At 47.6% G+C, this 18,712-nt stretch carries 12 protein-coding genes; 11 read left to right on the top strand and 1 reads right to left on the bottom strand.

Annotated elements, in window-relative coordinates:
* Position 1 precedes the first annotated feature (1 nt).
* The 11 genes from ABQ275_RS13115 (at position 2) to ABQ275_RS13065 (ending at position 18,274) form a co-directional block, all read left to right on the top strand.
* On the top strand, positions 2-1,783 hold the full coding sequence (locus ABQ275_RS13115) for an FAD-dependent oxidoreductase (RefSeq protein ID WP_349318770.1): 1,782 nt from the start codon (positions 2-4) through the stop codon (positions 1,781-1,783).
* Between the two features lie 15 nt (positions 1,784-1,798).
* On the top strand, positions 1,799-2,806 hold the full coding sequence (locus tag ABQ275_RS13110; RefSeq protein ID WP_349318769.1) for an FAD:protein FMN transferase: 1,008 nt from the start codon (positions 1,799-1,801) through the stop codon (positions 2,804-2,806).
* Positions 2,807-2,883: 77 nt separating this feature from the next.
* Positions 2,884-4,281 carry a thioredoxin family protein gene (locus ABQ275_RS13105; protein ID WP_349318768.1) on the top strand — a complete coding sequence of 466 codons (1,398 nt, stop codon included), beginning with the start codon at positions 2,884-2,886 and terminating at the stop codon, positions 4,279-4,281.
* 348 nt (positions 4,282-4,629) lie between these two features.
* Entirely contained in the window at positions 4,630-7,788 is a 3,159-nt protein-coding gene (locus ABQ275_RS13100) for a TonB-dependent receptor (protein WP_349318767.1), read from the top strand.
* Between the two features lie 11 nt (positions 7,789-7,799).
* Positions 7,800-9,650, top strand: a complete 1,851-nt coding sequence (locus ABQ275_RS13095; RefSeq protein WP_349318766.1) for a RagB/SusD family nutrient uptake outer membrane protein — start codon at positions 7,800-7,802, stop codon at positions 9,648-9,650.
* Positions 9,651-9,678: 28 nt separating this feature from the next.
* The gene (locus ABQ275_RS13090) at positions 9,679-10,086 is read left to right on the top strand and encodes a hypothetical protein (RefSeq protein ID WP_349318765.1); all 408 of its coding nucleotides are present in this window, start codon (positions 9,679-9,681) and stop codon (positions 10,084-10,086) included.
* 22 nt (positions 10,087-10,108) lie between these two features.
* Positions 10,109-11,101, top strand: a complete 993-nt coding sequence (locus ABQ275_RS13085; protein WP_349318764.1) for a DUF4466 family protein — start codon at positions 10,109-10,111, stop codon at positions 11,099-11,101.
* A 95-nt stretch (positions 11,102-11,196) separates the two neighbouring features.
* Positions 11,197-13,155, top strand: a complete 1,959-nt coding sequence (locus ABQ275_RS13080; RefSeq protein ID WP_349318763.1) for an alginate lyase family protein — start codon at positions 11,197-11,199, stop codon at positions 13,153-13,155.
* A gap of 31 nt (positions 13,156-13,186) precedes the next feature.
* A complete protein-coding gene (locus ABQ275_RS13075; RefSeq protein ID WP_349318762.1) occupies positions 13,187-14,389 on the top strand; it encodes an alginate lyase family protein in 1,203 nt (400 codons plus the stop codon).
* A gap of 18 nt (positions 14,390-14,407) precedes the next feature.
* Positions 14,408-16,291 carry a heparinase II/III family protein gene (locus ABQ275_RS13070; RefSeq protein WP_349318761.1) on the top strand — a complete coding sequence of 628 codons (1,884 nt, stop codon included), beginning with the start codon at positions 14,408-14,410 and terminating at the stop codon, positions 16,289-16,291.
* A gap of 30 nt (positions 16,292-16,321) precedes the next feature.
* Positions 16,322-18,274, top strand: coding sequence for a heparinase II/III family protein (locus ABQ275_RS13065; protein WP_349318760.1), 1,953 nt, complete (start codon positions 16,322-16,324; stop codon positions 18,272-18,274).
* Positions 18,275-18,290: 16 nt separating this feature from the next.
* On the opposite strand, the gene ABQ275_RS13060 is transcribed toward ABQ275_RS13065, so the two are convergent.
* A complete protein-coding gene (locus ABQ275_RS13060; RefSeq protein WP_349318759.1) occupies positions 18,291-18,704 on the bottom strand; it encodes a hypothetical protein in 414 nt (137 codons plus the stop codon).
* Positions 18,705-18,712 lie beyond the last annotated feature (8 nt).

Here is an 18,712-nt window from a genome sequence, read left to right as displayed (position 1 = left end):
TATGAGAACACTGCTTTGCATGCTCGTGCTATGCTTATTCACAGCCGGCTTGTCGGCGCAAAATCATGTTTTTGTTGAAACGGAATCATTCAACGATAAGGGTGGCTGGGTAGTTGATCAGCAGTCTTTTCCCGTCATAGGATCGTCGTACATCATGGCGCATGGCATGGGCAGACCCGTGAAAGATGCTACCACCACCGTAAATTTTCCGGCAAAAGGAAAGTATCATATCTGGGTGCGCACGAAAGACTGGGCGCCATTTCCGAAAGGCCCGGGAAAATTCCTGGTGTCGATAGATGATAAGCCACTCAACCCCGTTTTTGGAGAAAGCGGTTCGGATGAATGGAAATGGTACGATGCCGGAGAAACAACTATAAATACAGCAGCAATAAAATTATCACTGAAAGACCTCACAGGTTTTAACGGTCGTTGCGATGCCATCTTGTTTACGGATGCCAAAAACTTTACGCCGCCTAACAAACTTGATGAGCTGAACGCCTTCAGGAAAAAAGTGCTGCATTTATCAGGCAAGCCAGCAGTGGCCGGCAACTTCGACCTCGTAGTCGTAGGTGGTGGTATTGCAGGCACCTGCGCTGCTATATCTGCTTCCAGGCTGGGGCTGAAAGTGGCGCTGATACAGGATCGTCCGGTATTGGGAGGAAATAACAGTTCTGAAGTAAGGGTACACCTGATGGGAGATATTGACAAGAATTATTATCCCAAACTGGGCAGGATTGTGCGGGAAATGGACAACGGAGATCCGGGCAACGGCAACCCCGATGCGAAAGAATATGGCGACAAAAGAAAAAATGATATTGTAAACGCAGAGAAAAATATTTCTTTGTTCCTCAACACACATGTATATAAAGTAGAGAAAAAAGATAACCAGATTATTGCGGTGACAGGGAGAAATATTTCGACCAATGAAGATACCCGTTTTACCGGCACTTATTTTTCTGATTGTACCGGCGATGGCACCGTAGGATATCTCGCGGGCGCAAATTTCCGGATGGGCAGGGAAAGCAAGGATGAAACAGGCGAGTCGCTGGCTGCTGAAAAATCCGATAGCTTTACGCTGGGCACTTCCAATTTATGGGCATCTGTAGAACGCGATACTGCCACTACATTCCCTGAAACGCCTTGGGCTTTACAGTTTTCAGATGAGTATCATATCGACGCTTATAAGTCTGACTGGGAATGGGAAACGGGTTTTGGTAACTTCAATACCATCTATGACGCAGAAAAAATCCGTGATCATAATCTCCGGGCTATTTATGGTAACTGGTCGTATCTTAAACATAATAAGTCCGGCAAGTATGCTAAACAGCAACTCGCCTGGGTAGCCTACATCGGTGGAAAGCGGGAGTCAAGAAGGATTATAGGCGATCATGTGCTAAACCAGATGGATATCCAGGAAGGGAAACAATACCCTGATGGTTCCGTAACAGCCACCTGGACGATAGACCTGCACTTCCCGGATGCTAAGAACAGCCAGTATTTTGAAGGACAGGAATTTTTTGCGGGTACCAGGCATATTAAAGTAGCGCCATACACGATTCCATACCGTTGCCTGTATTCACAGAATATTTCCAACCTGTTCATGGCGGGCAGAAATATCAGTACCACACACGTAGCTTTTGGTAGTACCCGTGTAATGCGCACCTGTGGCATGATGGGAGAGGTTGTTGGATTTGCTGCGTTTGTAGGTAAGAAATACAATACCACACCAAGAGGTGTTTATAAAGATCACCTGAAAGAATTAATGGCTATCCTGAAAGATTAATATATCATTGGGAAGATGAAGATATTGACTTTGCTGCTGGGATTTTTTTCAATATTGTCAACGTCCGGGTTAGCGGTGGCAGCCACCCGTGATTTGCCTGTAATAAGCCTGGAAGGGGTTACGCAGGGCACTACTTATCACATCCGCTACCTGGACGGGCAGCAACGGAATTTTAAACAACTGGTAGACTCCGTGTTGATGGATATTGATAAATGTTTATCTACCTATCGCACGGATTCCGAGATTTCACTTTTCAATCAATCGGATCAATATGAATTTCAGTTGCCTTATTTTTATCCGGTACTGAAAAAATCAGCAGAAGTATATGTCGCTACGCAGGGTGCTTTTGATCCTACGGTAATGCCGCTGGTGGCCGCTTACCGGGCTGCAAAAAAAACGGGAAAACTTACCTCTCCCCGGCGGGTGGACTCATTGTTGCAATATGTGGGCTTTCACCTGATTTCCTTTGATGAATTTTCGGTGCGCAAGTTGAATACAAACGTCCGGCTGGATTTTGATGCTATCGCACAGGGCTATACGGTGGACGTGATGGCAGCGTTGCTGGAATCAAAAGGCATCACCAGCTATATGGTGGAAGTGGGAGGTGAGCTGCGTAGTAAAGGAAAGAAATCTGATCATGCCTACTGGACCATAGGTATAGAAAACCCATTCCATTCTGATGGCCTGCAATCCGTAATGAGACTGGTTGACAAGGCTGCCGCCACTTCCGGTAATTATCGTAATTATTATAAACAGAACGGGCATACCTATAGTCATATCATTGATCCCAGAACGGGGTATTCCCGACAGGACCCCTTGCAGAGTGCAACGGTTTTTGCCAATGATGCCATGACCGCAGATGCTTATGCAACGGCGTTCCTGGTAATGGGACTGGAAGCAACCAAACAGTTCCTTTCCGGCAGGCATGACCTGGATGCATACCTGATCTATGCAGATGATAAGGGTACATTAAAAACATATGCTACGGCAGGGATTAAAAATGATGTTGTTCCCGGACGCTGATTTTCTTCATAAGTTTTTTATAACCTCTTTTAAAAAAATGTGTATTTTATGCTTGTTAAACCATGCATGCATATTTTATGAAAGGAACCGTCCTCATCTTTTGTTTATTGTTATCCGTTGTTAACGCTTTGTCAGCACAGGAAACAGCCGGCATCCGGTTTTCAGACATGAATTATGAAGCAGCATTGAAGGCTGCAAAGGAATCAGGTAAACTGGTATTTATTGATGTATATACTACGTGGTGTCCGCCTTGCAAGCGGATGGAAAAGGAGATTTTTCCATTGGCAGAAGTTGGTAACACGTATAATAAATCATTTATTAACTGCAGAATTAATGCAGAAGATAAGGAAGGCAGTGTGGTAGCCAGGAAGTATAACGTTGGCGGCTATCCGACGTATTTATTCCTCAATGAAGAAGGAGAAGTGCTGCACAGAGGATTGGGGTACAATCCTGACCCTGCGGTATTTCTGCGGCTGGCGAAGGTGGCCGCTGATAACGCAAAGCGCAACTGGACTGTGGAGAGCATGCAAAAGAAGTATGCGCAAAAGAAAAACGACCCTGATTTTTTGATTACCTATATCAGGAAACTGGAAGAACTGCATATGGATAAGGATGTACAAGCCCCGCTGGATCAATATCTTAGCCTGATAAGAGATGATGCGGCCTTTACTTCTTTCAATATTAATTTTCTTTTACAGCATATTAAAAGCATACCATCCAATACGGTTGATTTTATAATAGCGCACCAGGATGATTTTGTAGCAGGGATCTTACCAGACGAGCTTTATCCGGAAAAGATCAGTAGAACAAAAGAAGAGAAGTATGGTTCAGTCATGAACAATGTTATTATGGGAAGCATGGTCACCGCTATTTCACAAAAGGATAAAGCGTTGTTTGAGCTGATCCACGACAAGGCCCGGCAGGTGAAGCATCTCGGAGGAAAATTCCAGCTCTCTTTTTTTGGGTTCAGTACGCAGTTTAGCGTCACTACAAAAGATACAACGGGGCTGATCAAACAGTTGCATGCTTTTGCGGATACCACCTTACCATCAGAAATGAAGAACCTGTCGCAGTATAGCCAGCGTTTTTATGACCACTGGTATTATCCCTATCTTATTGGAAAAGAAGACAGCACTAAAATAAAGGATTTCGTGGCGGAGAAGGAATCCTGGAAGGGCAATTATCAGCGGTATCTGGCAAAAACAGTAGATAATGCAGCCCGGAGATACCTGGAATTTGGAACGTCCCGTGATGATTTCCAGCAAGGCATTACTTTGGGCAAAACGGCTGCGGAACTGAATAAGGAAATCCCTGACGCATTCAATACCATGGCCTTACTATATTATAAAACCCACCGGCAAAAAAAGGCCCTTAAATATCAGCGGCAGGCGGTGAGCCTGAGTAACCAGCAGCAGAGAGCCGTAATGGAGCAGCAGTTAAACAACATGAAATTACGAAAGGCGATCGACGAGTAAAGAATGGGATATGCCCATTTTTAGCATGTTGGTAGTATATAAACAGGGTTTTGGGATTATCCCCTTGAAAAGTTGTGAAAATAATATTCTTTACAATCGATTGTTTTATATATTTTTGACAACATAGTAATTCACTGTACACAGTACACTTATACCAAGACCAAAATCACGTAGCCAGAATCATTTTTTCCAAAATCACTTAAAAACTTCCACGTATGCACGTATCAATCAAATAATGCTTTTTTTCAGGTAGCTGAATGCAAACGTTTGCAATGTCTGCTTTCGGCACCAATAGTATCTACCGGTATGCACCGGTACGGGTTTCTTATTGCTTATAAAATTTACGTTATGCAAAATCATTTACCTCGTTCTTTATCATCACCCGGCTGCTGTGCCAGGTGGTTGCTGTTTGCATTAATACCGGCTGCGGGTCTGTTTCATACAGCCACTGCAGCCTCACCCGCTTCGTTATCCGGCTCCTATGCCATCTTTCAACGTGATACGGTGCAAAGCCACGTTGTAAATGGTATCGTTACGGATGATACCAAACAACCCCTTCCCGGGGTAACAGTGGCGCTGAAAGGCAGCTCCATCGGTACCGTCACCGGTCCCGCCGGACAATACTCCCTGCGCATCCCCACTGCAACGGGTACCCTGGAATTTTCTTCCCTGGGTTTTGTAAAAAAAGAAATGGTTTTCAATGGGCAGAAAACCATCAACATACAACTGGCCACCGACCAGAAAGCTCTCGGTGAAGTAGTAGTGGTAGGATATGGCACACAAAGGAAAGTAAACCTGGTAGGTGCAGTATCCGCCATCAAAGTAGATGAAAAAATTACCAGCCGCGCATTACCCAATGCGTCCTCCGCGCTGGCAGGACTCGTTCCCGGCCTCGCAGTAACGCAATCTTCCGGTATGGCCGGCAGAAACTCCGCCAGCCTCATGATCCGCGGCCTTGGAACAGTGAACAATGCCAACCCCCTCGTGGTAGTAGATGGGATGCCAGATGTAGACATTAACCGTATCAACATGAATGATGTGGAAAGCATCTCTGTATTGAAAGATGCTACGTCCGCCTCTGTATACGGTTCCCGTGCAGCCAACGGCGTTATCCTGATCACCACAAAATCCGGTAAAGGACAAAAAAGAACGGCCATCAATTTCAACGGCTACTACGGCGTACAGGTACCTACCAAAGCATACAATTTCATGGCGGACTATCCCCGCGCACTCACGGTAGAACAACGCCTGGCCGCTGTCAACACGCTGAAAAAGAACTGGCTTTTTAAAGATGGTACCATCGATCAGTGGATGGCAATGGGCATGATAGACCCGCTGCGTTATCCCAATACCGACTGGTGGGATATCATCATGCGCAACGGATCTAACCAGAATTACAATCTCTCCGCATCCGGTGGTACGGATGTATCCAATTTCTTCATCTCTGTAGGTGTTCAGAATGAAGAAGGACTACAGATCAATAACGATTATAAACGCTATAACGCCCGCTTCAGCTACGATTACAAACTGCGTAAGAATATGAATGCAGGCGTGAAGTTCTACGGCAACTGGTCCAACCTTTCCTATGCACTCGAAGATGGCTTTACAGATGATGCATCCACCAACACTGCCGGATTTGACATGCAATACGCTATTGCAGGCATCACCCCCTACGATCCTGTTACGGGGCAGTATGGCGGTGTAATGGCCTACAACGAGGATCCACAGGCCTACAACCCTTATACACTTTATATCAATAGCCTGAGTCATCAAAACCGCCAGGAAGCCAATGGCAATATATTCTGGGACTGGACACCGGTAAAAGGACTCACCGCCCGGGTAGACTACTCCCTTAATTATTACAACCAGTTCCGCTGGAGTGCCAATATGCCGAACCGGTCATACAATTTCCAGACGGATGCTCCCGGCAGCCGCGTATACGTTGGCGAAAACGCCGGCGTAGGCAACTATACCAACACCGGTTATAAAACAATGCTGAGCGGCCGGCTGAATTACCACAAAGCCTTCGGCAAAAATCATGACCTGAATGTATTAGGTGTATATAGTGAAGAATATTGGTACGACCGTTACCAGGGAACTTCCCGTAACGACCGCCTCAACCCCACACTGCATGAAGTGGATGCCGCCCTGCCGGGTATCATGAGCACCGGCGGTAACTCCAGCACGGAAGGTCTTCGCTCTTATATCGGTCGTGTAAACTACACCGCATATGACCGGTACTTATTTGAAGCCAACTTCCGTTATGATGGTTCTTCCAAGTTCCTGCCAGGCAGCCGCTTTGGATTTTTCCCCTCTGTGGCACTGGGATGGCGCTTCACGGAAGAGGGCTTTATTAATGCCTTCACCAACAGCTTCCTGAGCAGTGGTAAAGTCAGGATTTCCTATGGCGGTTTAGGTAACAACAGCGGTGTTGGCAAATATGAACAACAGCCAACACTTGGTTCCAGCAGTTACATACTTGGCAACACCATCGCCAAAGGTCTTGTAAATGAGAAGATGGTGAACGCAGCCCTTTCATGGGAAACAACTTCCGTGCTGAACGTAGGCCTGGATCTCGGTTTCCTGGATAGCCGCCTCAACGTGGAACTCGATTATTACAACCGTTTAACATCCGGCATGAACCGTCCTTCTGATATGTCTATCCTCCTCACCGGCGCTTATGTGGCTCCCCGCAGAAACATCGGTAACCTCCGCAACCGCGGTGTGGAAGGTAATTTCACCTGGACAGACAGGGTAGGACAATTTCATTACAGCGTAAACCTGAATGCTTCCTACAATGCTACCGTACTGGAAGAATGGAACGAATACCTCGACCGCGGCTGGATTTTCCTTGACATGCCTTATCACTTCCTGTATACTTACCAGGATGCCGGTATTGCGCAAACATGGGAAGATATTTACAAGGCTACACCACAGGGAGCATCTCCCGGCGATATCCTCCGCAAAGATGTGAATGGTGATGGCAGAATAGATGGAAATGATAAGGTAGCCTATCCCAATATTCAACGCGACAGGCCCACAACCAACTTCGCACTGGGCGCCAATGTATCCTGGAAAGGATTCGACCTCGCTGTATTACTCCAGGGCGCTACCGGTCGTAAAGACTACTGGTTGAACATCTACAATAATGTCAACCCCAGTACTGCCCGCTATGCCGCCTCCTGGGGACACTGGGAAAATCCATGGACTGTTGAGAACCGCGATGGTGCGTGGCCGCGTTTGGGTGGTAATGCCAACCGGGAAGAAACTACTTTCTGGCTGGACGATCTCACCTATCTGCGTTTGAAGAACATCCAGCTGGGCTATACGGTACCGATAAACTGGCTGAAAAGGGCTGGTATCAACAGTGTCCGCATCTACGGCTCCGCTGAAAATATAGCTACCATCACTTCATTCCGTGGTCTTGACCCTGAATTAACAGGCAACAAAAGTAATGCGTACCCATTGAATAAAGCTTATTCCGTGGGTATTAACGTGGGTCTTTAAAAGAGGTAATTATGAAAAAACTAACTGCTATTATACGTCTTGTAACGGTGCTCACCGGGGTTACGATACTCACCGGTTCCTGTACAAAAAACCTGCTTGACCAGGTATCTACCACCGAATTGAATTCGGATTTCTTCTGGAAAACGGAAGCCGATGCCACCGTAGCCATGATGGGCGCCTATGCGGATATCCGGCCACTCTTTGACCGGGATTACTACCTGGACGGACAAGGTGAATACCTACGCGTTCGTGGTACCAGTGTCACAAGTGGTAACCTGCAAAAAGGAGATGCCTATTTTCCGTCCAATAATTCTGCGTATAGCCCTTCCGGTTATGGCGACAAATTAGACAGGATGTATGAACGTCTTTACGGTGGTGTGAACCGTGCAAACTATGTGATTGAGAACGTCACCAAAATGCTGCCGAATGCCAGCGCGGCTTCAAAGCCTGAACTGGAGCGGATCATCGGGGAAGCCCGTTTACTGCGTGGTATGGTGTATTTCCGCCTGATCTCCATGTGGGGCGATGTACCATATATCGATCACGTGATCTTTCATAACGAAGAAGTGGCCAGTCTGGCCCGCATACCGATAGCTATCGTGAAAGATTCTATCATGGCTGACTTCACCTATGCTTTTGACAAACTGCCTGTAAAAGCAGACGAAATAGGCCGTGCTTCAAAACCGGCGGCATTGGCTTTCCGCGGTAAACTGCAATTATACTGGGCCTGCTGGAATAAATTCGGTTGGCCGGAGCTGTCTACCTTCAAAGCTGATCCCGGTGCTGCTACAGTGGCTTATAATGCAGCAGCAGCAGATTTTAAACAGGTGATCGATAATTATGGCCTCACCCTTTTCCGCAATGGTGAACCCGGAGATTGTGATAGCCTGGGTAAAGCCGTTAAATTACCCAATTACTACTACCTGTTCCTCCCGGTAGCAAACGGCGATGGTGAAATGATCATGTCTTTCACACACGGCGGTACCGGTACCGGTCAGGGTGAAGAACTGATGCGTGATGTAGCCGGGAGATCACATGAAGGCTCACAGTGCTGGGTATCTCCGCGCTATGAAATCGCAGACAGGTACCAGTCCATTACTACCGGCGAATTTGCGCCCAAGCTGATCCCGACAGATCCGAAAGACGCAGATGCCAGAACCAAACCCAACTCCGCACTCAATCCGCAAAGCTATGCTGACAGGGATTACAGGATGAAGGCTTCCATTATGTGGGATTATGAAATGAGCATAGGAATGATATCCCTGAAGTCTACCGGCTTTCTTCCCTTCATTTATAAAACATGGAACCAGGCAGTAAAAATAGATGGGGTTAACTATATGAGCTATAACACAGACGGCAGTAACTCCGGTTATGTGTTGCGCAAATTCCTCCGTAACTACGCAGGGCAGGGACGCAGCGACGGTGACTACGCTTATCCTGTGATGCGTCTTGCAGATGTATTCCTGATGTATGCGGAAGCAACCAATGAGGTGAATGGTCCGCAGGCAAAAGCTATTGAACTGGTGAACAGGATCAGGCACCGTGGTAATCTGCCTCCTTTGAAAGGAGATAAAACCGCAGACAAGACAGCCTTTTTCAGCGCCATAGAACAGGAACGTATCATAGAATTATACGGCGAAGGACAACGTAGTTTTGATCTCCGCCGCTGGAGAGCCATTGAAAGAGTATGGAATCCTCCCTACGGCGATGGTGTGTGGCGTATAGATACACAGGGCGCCCAGCAAACACGTTATTTTCAGAATACTTCTGAAAGAAGTTACCAGCAGTGTTACATTTTCAAAATACCGCAAAGTGAACGTGACCGCAATCCTAACCTGACACAAAACACCCCGTGGTTATAAAGACTTTTTAATTAAAAATATTAACGAGATGAAAAAGTATTCCATCATCACCTTCATGATACTGTTTACCGCGCTTGTATGGAGTAGTTGCAAGAAAGATCAGCCTATAGATGAAGACGGCCTGCTCATCACTACCCGCGCCGAATGTTACGTGAGCAACTTTGAGTTGCTGGGTTCCGATTTCCAGACAGTCAGGACACAGAATGCTGTGATCGATACAGTGGCCTGCACCATTGGTGTGGAGGTTTTTTATGGTACCGATCTGAAAAACCTTTTCCCGCAATTCTCACTGGTATCTGATGCTAAACTGGATCCGAAAATTGTAGGGAAGGTCGACTTTTCTGATCTGGCCAATCCTAAACAGTACACGGTCATCTCCGGAAACCGCCAGGTAAAAAAGACCTATAAGGTGCTTATTACCGTTCAGCAAAAGTGATTTACATCTTAAAACATTGATTATGCCAGGTAAATATTTTCAATACACATCGTTACTTTTGTCGGGTCTCCTGTTGATGGCGGCGTGTACAAAGAACAAGGACTACGCCATTCCAACACCCAAGAACGAGTTGCAGAATGATTGTATCAAGCGGTCGTTGGGACCCAATGTAATAGGCTTGAATATAGAATTTGCATATGCCATGGCGATTCCCGCGGCTAAAGGAAAACTTGTTTCGGCGCAGGTGGAGGCCTCCATCGCCGGTGCAGCAGGCACTTATCTTGAAAACAATTCTTACTACACAGACGGAGGTGGTATCGATGTTGGTGTACCCATTGGTGACCCGTCAACCACCAAGGAAAACCTGACCACCGTGGCGTTTACAAAAGATACCAATGCAGCCACCCTCCGGTATTATTATAAAATTCCGGAAGAAGCCCGTGGTAAATCCGTGACGTTCACCTTCAGCGCCAAAAGCAGTAATGGCGAAACAATCACCTATGCCATGGGGCCTTATGAGGTAGCGAAGATGGACATGCAGCTGGACCTCAACCTCACTGATGGGAAAGCATTTTATATTTCCATCGCAGACATGGCGGTGTATAATGCCCAGGATGCGGCTACCCATGCCGATCAGATAGACCTGGTATATCTGTACCGTTCTATTCCGAATATCACTTTTAATCATTCGCTGGTATCGCCTGCTGCTGATCCTGAATACCTGCCGGGGGTAGTATTGCCTCCTAACGTAAACAGGGATACGAAAATCAGTAAAGTGTGGAACCTGCGCGATTTTCACCTCGCCAGGCTGCAATACGGTATTTACATCGATGACCTGGACTTTGAAAAGCTGAATATCTCGGATGCGCCTGACTTCGCGATCAATCTGAAATCGGAGGCCGGCGCCTGGGTGGAAACAGCCGACGGTAAATACCGCGCTTACATCTACATGAATAAAGTAGATAATGCCAAAAAAAGTGCTGTTATGAGCATGAAACGGTATACGCTTAAATAAAAGTGATGGATGGAACCACTGGTTGATGTATGACCAGTGGTTCCACCTGTTATTTATTTTGTTGAGGATTTTTGTTATTCCATAATTCCACGTTCATGAAAAGGCAGCTTGTTATCCTGCTGACCTGCGCAGCTATCGCAGTTTTTTTCCTGATGAAACCCATGCATGCATGGGCGCAGTCGTTTATTCACCCGGGCCTGAACCAAACCGGCAAGGACCTGGCTTATATGAAAGACCGGGTATTGAAAGGGGTAGAACCGTGGAAAGGCGCCTATGACAGGCTGAAGGCATCCACAGATACAGCCTATAACGTGGAGGCATATACGCATGTGCTGCGCGGCCCGTATGGTAAACCTAATATCGGTGGCAACGAATTATCGAAAGGTGCCGGTATGGCTTATGATTGTGCCCTGTTATGGTATATAACGGGAGATAAAAAATACGCTGATAAAGCAATAGCGATTATCGATGCATGGTCCGGTCAACTTTGGGATTTTGATTATAATGATGCCAAATTGCTGGCGGCATGGACCGGCCATGTATTTTGTAATGCAGCTGAAATCCTGCGCCATACCAATGCCGGCTGGAAACCGGCGGAGATAGACCGGTTTACACAAATGCTGATGACGGTATATTACCCGCTGATGCGTGACTACTATCCCCAGGCCAATGGTAACTGGGACGGCGCTATCATTCATTCGCTGATAGCGATGGCCGTTTTTACAGACAACCGTACTTTGTTCGGCAATGCGGTGGATCACTTTTTACTCGGACCGGTAAACGGCAGCATCTTCAAATATATTTATCCCAGCGGGCAATGCCAGGAAAGCATGCGCGATCAGGGGCATGTGCAGCTGGGCCTGGGTGAATTTGCCGGCGCCGCACAGATAGCCTATACGCAGGGGGTAGACCTGTTTTCTATTGCGGACAACAGGATCGCACTGGGTTATGAATACACCGCAGGATTTATCCTGGGCGAAACCCCGCATTGCTATGGCGTTATATCCGAACGTGCAAAAGCACTGAGAGATGATTATGAATATGTGTACCGGCATTATACCGCACAAGGTATTTATCTCCCTAACACAAAAAAAGCAGCAGATTCCATAAGGCCAAAGGCCAGCCGTAGTATATTAACAGCCACCCGCGTACCCACCGGGAAAGAAAAACAGCAGCTACGTGCACCCGTTGCCGGTAGTACCGGCTATATTGCCGGGGCAGGCGCACATTCTGATGTAAAGATCCCTGCGGATGCCATCTTTGTGGCACCCGGCGAATCTATCCAGGATGCCCTGAACACGGCCACAGGCACCCATCGCTGGGTAGTGGCCAAAAAAGGAATTCATACGCTGCCTGCTACGCTTAAAATGCCATCCGGCGTTACGTTGGCGGGTGAAGGGATCGGCACTACGCTGTTCCTCGATCCTAAATCCGGGCAACGGGAGGCTATCGTCAACGCATCCGGCGATATGCAGGATATTACGATCCGCGACCTGCTGATCGAAGGCAGCCCCAAAACGGAAGTGGCCTCTGACCCTAACGGCAGTCGCTCCTTCCGCGGAGGTAGTAACCGCGGTGGTATCATCTTCCGCGCTGATGCGGAAGGGAAAATGAAAAATCTCCGGTTTATTCATCTCACTATACAAAATTGTACTTTCAATGGGCTGCTGGTCAGCGGCGCCGATGATATTACAATTACCCGCTGCGACTTTACAGAAAACGGTTCCAGCGTGGTACCCGGCCCGCGGTTACAACATAATCTTCTCCTTACACATTGTCGCGGTATTAAGATCAGCGACAGCAGAATGGATACATCGCCCTATGGCAGCGGTATTGCACTGTCGGCATGCCAGGAGGCCGGCATCGTTAATTGTGAAATTGCCAGGAATGCCAACTACGGCATCCTGCTGGCGGAGTGTAAAAATATTACGGTAAAAGGAAGCCTTCTGGAAGGAAACAACAGGGGTGGAATTATGCAGGAACACCTGTACAAAGGAAATGTAAACATCGATACGCGTCATAATATCATTCACTACAATGGAGACCCTAAATGAATACAAGGGCTTCATGCATAAATCAGGATTAATGAACAAAATCATTTTCTTCATCTTGTGTTTAGGTGTAAACATGCCGGTTTTCGCAAACGCAGGTGATCCGCCGCAGACCTTCCTCATTAAACCGGCTGCGCTGCTGCATGCAAAGGAAAAAATAAAACAGCACGATCCCGCTATGCAACAGGCGTTGACCGAATTGCTGGCCGTTGCCGATAAAACATTGCAGCAGGAAGTATACTCGGTTGTTTTTAAAAGTAAGGTGCCACCCAGCGGCGACAAACATGACTACATGAGTGTAGGCCCTTACTGGTGGCCGGATTCCAGCAAGCCAAACGGATTGCCTTACATCCGGAAAGATGGCGAAGTAAATCCGGAACGTTTCACGATCAAGGATGCTACCTATCATAATGCCATTTGCAACAACGCACAGGTGTTGGGGCTCGCCTGGTTTTATACCGGCGATACCAAATATGTTACACAAGCCACAAAGCTGCTACGCGCCTGGTTCCTGGACCCCGCCACGCGGATGAATCCTAATCTTAATTACGGTCAGGCCATTCCAGGTCGCACCGATGGCAGGGGAATCGGTTTGATTGACACCCGCGCCCTGACCTCTCTCATCGATGGCGTTCAGTTGTTGAAAGGCGCTCCCGGATTTACAGCAGCAGACTACAAAGGTATTCAGGACTGGTACAAAGCGTTCCTGCACTGGATGCGCACCAGTCCCGTTGGAATGGATGAAGCCGACCAGCGTAATAACCACGGCACCTGGTATGATGTGCAGACAGTAGCCATTGCATTGTTTACCGGGCAAAAAGAACTGGCTGCAAAGATGCTGAAAGAACAAACAGAACAACGTATCGAAAGCCAGTTGAAGCCCGACGGCAGCCAGCCACTGGAGCTGGCGCGCACGCTCTCCTGGAATTATTCAGGGATGAATCTCAAAGGCTTTTTTGAACTGGCCATGCTCGCTGAAAATGTAGGGATTGATTTGTGGCATTATGAAACGCCCGGAAAGAAAAGTCTGAAAAAGGCTTTCCTGTTCCTGTTGCCTTATGCAGCAGGTACACAACCCTGGCAGCATAAACAGATCAAACCTTTAAATAATAAGGAATACCTGCAACTGGCTTTGGTAGCCAAAGAGAAGTACCCTGATGTAAATCTTTCATCCTTGTGGAAAGGAGAGGCACCAAAGGGAAACTATTTGTGGGAGCTCACTAACTGGATCTTTTAAACCTAAACGTTTACGCTTATGCGTTATCTTTTTTTATCGGCATCCTGCCTGTTTTTGCTGGCCGGCACACTGTTCACCTGCACGCCGGCAAATGCCACCGGTACGGAAGATTCATTGCTGGCAGGACTTCGTCAGGAACATCCCCGCTTGTTGGCCACCGCAGCTGATTTCAAACGGATAGCACAGGAAAGAGAAACCGATGCGTATGTGAAAACTGCTTTTCAGAAAATATATCAACAGGGGGAAGAAATTATTAAAGCGGCGCCTTCTATCTATGAAATCCCGGATGGCAAACGGTTGCTAGCCACCAGCAGAAGGGTAGTAGACCGCGTTTCTATATTGGGCTTCCTGTATCGTACCACCGGTGAAGAACGCTTTGCGGCGCGTGCCTGGCAGGAATTGTTGCCCGCATCCCGGTTCCCCGATTGGAACCCTTCACATTTCCTCGATGTAGGGGAGATGACTTTTGCTTTTGCATTGGGGTATGACTGGTTGTATGATTATTGGAATAAAGACCAGCGGCATATCATTAAATCGGCGTTGATGGAGAAAGGGCTGTCCCGTGCATTGCTGGCCTACGAAGGACTGGCCGTGCGCGAAAACAGCTGGTGGATCAATGTGCCCCACAACTGGAACCAGGTATGTAATGGCGGCATCGGTGTGGGCGCTTTGGCTATTGCAGACGAAGAGCCTAAGCTGGCTACGGCTATATTGAAAAATGTATTGCAGCATTTACCTACTGCCATGAAACATTTTGCACCCGATGGCGCATGGAATGAAGGCCCGGGTTATTGGAACTATGCCACCAGGTACAATGTAGCTATTATAGCCGCGCTGAAGAGCGCACTGGATAAGGATTTTGGGTTGAATGAGATAGATGGGTTTTCCAAAACAGGTCTCTTTCCTTTGTATCTCAACAGTCCCATTAACCGGTCTTTTAATTATGCAGATGGGGGAGATGGTCCTATAAGAGGCGCCCAACTCTTCTGGTTTGCGAAACAGTTTCAGCAACCCGAAGTAGCACAATACCTGTATCATTTCCAGCCTGCTGATCCCTTTGCATTGTTATGGTACGATGCAAGCCTGGTGAAGACTTCCCCGCAACTGCAACCCGATCACTATTTCCGTATAGCCGAAGTAGTTACCATGCGCAGCCGGTGGAATGATTCCACCGCTACGTTCGTAACCTTCAAAGCCGGCGACAATAAAGCCAATCACAGTCATCTTGATCTGGGCAGCTTTATCCTGGATGCGTTAGGGCAAAGATGGATTGTGGATTTGGGGGCAGATGATTATAATATGCCGGGATATTTCAACAGCAGTAAAAACGGGCAACGCTGGACATACTACCGTACCCGCGCAGAAGGGCATAATACCCTGGTGATTGCGCCAGGGGCAGCACCTGATCAGGATCCGCTGGCCAACACACAGGTAGTGGATTTTACCAGTCAACCTTCAGCTGCATACGCTATCATGGATCTTACACCTGCCTATGCGGCGCAATCGAGCGCGGTAAAACGCGGTATCGCCCTGCTGAAGAAAAGCAACAGCGTGGTAGTGCAGGACGAAATCACCAACCTTACACCCGCGGATGTGTATTGGTTTGCACACAGTCGTGCAGCCATTAAGCTGGATGCCCGTAAAAGATCTGCCACCCTGGAGCAGAACGGCAGGCAATTTATTGCTACGCTGGTATCGCCTGCCAACGCCACTTTCAGCGTGATGCCCGCAGCGCCGCTGCCTGGATCTCCGCATCCTGCGCAGAACAATCCTAATAAAGGGATACAGAAATTAGCCGTACACCTGCCTGCCACTACAAGCACACGTATTGTGGTAGTGTTTCATCCGGCAGGGGTTAAAACCGGTAGTGCATTCACCCGGCCACTGGCGCAATGGAAATAATAATTATTCAGTGTATTAAATGCAACAGATATGATCAAAAGATGGTTGTTTACCTGCATATTCCTGGCGGCCGGCCTTACCTTGATGGCGCAACAAAACCTGTTGAGCGGCAGGTATACGGAGGCGCAACTGGCACAGCTGCTGATACCGCAGGCCACCTGGAAACCCTTTCCCCCGGCGGCCGACAGGGCAGCATGGGCAAAAGCGGATCCTGAAACGGGAAAGGCGCTCATCAGCAAAGCGGAAGGCTATCTCAACTACGAATGGCCGGGAATACCGGCGGTGAAGTCGTTGCTGATCGTACGTACCGGCAACCGCAGTGAGTACCAGGATATCGCCAACAGGAAACGGCAGGCATTAGCTACTTTATTGCTGGCAGAAGTGTATGAAAATAAAGGCCGCTTCACCGATGATATTATAAACGGCGTATGGTCTATCTGTGAAGAATCTTTCTGGGGCGCCTCTGCGCACCTGCCGCGCAATAAGGAGCTGGCTGGACTGGTAGATGTATCAGCGCCTTTTGTAGAACTCTTTTCAGCAGAAACAGCTACGTTGTTATCATGGGTGGATTATTACGCCGGACCAAAACTGGATGCCGTATCGCCGCAGGTAAGAAAAAGGATCTATTACGAAATCAATAACCGCATCTTTCAACCGCTGATGACCAAACATCATGGCTGGATGAGCAGTAATGCCAACGGCAGGCGGCCGAATAACTGGAATCCGTGGATCTGTTCCAACTGGCTCAACTCCGTATTGTTAATTGAAAAAGATGATACGAAACGGGTATCTGCGGTGCATAAAATACTGGGTGTACTGGATAATTTCCTGAATCCGTATCCTGCCGATGGTGGCTGTGATGAAGGACCCGGCTACTGGGGGGCGGCAGCTGCATCTCTCTATGATAATATTTCCCTGCTCAATCTTGCCAGCAACAATGCTTTCACTTATGTATTCAGTGATGAGAAGGTGCGGAATATGGGGCAGTTTATTTACAAGGCACAGATCAGCGAACATTATTTCCTGGACTTCGCAGATGCAGACCCACAGCCGGGTATGGCAGGTAGTATGATCTACCGTTTTGGGAAAGATATCAAAGATACCGCTATGATGCAGTTCGGTGCTTACTATATCCGGGATGGCAGTAAAGGGGCTATCGGTAATTATATGTTCTTCCGTAATTTCTTCTCGCTGTTTATGCAGGATGAATTTAAGCATGCCACCAAAGGGCTCGCCTTACCTGTGGACGTGTGGTGGCCTGATTTGCAGGTGATGGTAGCGCGCGACCGGCAGGGTAGCACCGATGGCTTCTTTGTGGCCGCAAAAGGCGGTAACAATGATGAAAGCCATAATCATAATGATATCGGAAGCTATGTCGTGTATTACGATGGACGACCGGTGCTGATTGATGTGGGCCGCGGCACCTATACCGCTAAAACTTTCAGCAATAAAAGATATGAGATATGGAACAACCGTTCCGACTATCATAACCTGCCTACCGTGAATGGTTATACGCAATTGGCCGGTAGTCGTTACAAAGCAGAGGCCGTAGTCTATAAATCGGGCGCTTCCTACAGCCAGCTGACGATGAATATCGGCGCTGCCTATCCTGCTGAAGCGGGCATCAGCAAGTGGAACCGCAGTATCCGGCTCAACAGGAACAAACAGGTACAGATAGAAGACCAGGTACAACTTACGAGAGGAGATGCTATCACACAACACCTGATGACCTGTTATCCGGTGGATGTATCCGTACCCGGTAAACTGGTTATCCATGCCGCTACCGCTACGGGTACAGCAAAAGATTTCTATGTACATTACCCGGCGAAGCAGCTGGTGGCCAGTGTAGAGAAAATACCTTTGGAGCAGATGGAAGATCAGGGCGTAAAACAAAAATGGGGAGATAATATTTACAGGATTAGTTTAAAATCCATCTCGCCGGCAACAAAAGATAAATTCATTTTTTCTGTTACTGCGCATTAGTGTTCCGGTAGGCTGATTAAGCTTTACCACCGAGGTTGTTGATGATCAGGCTCAAAAATTTAACGGTCGTATTATAATCTTCCGGGTTTGAGCCTGACATCATTTTTTCTTTTACTTCCTGCTGCAGGGTTTCCATCTTTGCAAATGCATGTTTGCCCATATCGGTCATGAAATAATTATCCTGCGCTATCATCACCCATTCGCGGCTGATGAGCGAGGAGAGGATGTCATCCAGTTCAGTTGCAGTGATAAACCTGCTCACCTTCGGATAGTAGTCTTTTTTGTTAAGCTGTCCGTCATCTTTAATGTTCTTCAATACCTGCCAGTGGAACCTGGTGATACCGAGACTTTCAAAGGAAGCATCAAATGTACTGGTGATGAGGCTATCAGCCTCTTTAAGATACCAGCCTATTGGTTTCATGGGAGCCATCGTAAGCA

Origin of the sequence: Chitinophaga sp. MM2321 (assembly GCF_964033635.1) — a bacterium.
In the GTDB taxonomy this organism is placed as follows: domain Bacteria; phylum Bacteroidota; class Bacteroidia; order Chitinophagales; family Chitinophagaceae; genus Chitinophaga.
The sequence above is the reverse complement of the archived record's forward strand: the minus strand, read 5'-3'. Positions and strand labels throughout refer to the sequence as shown.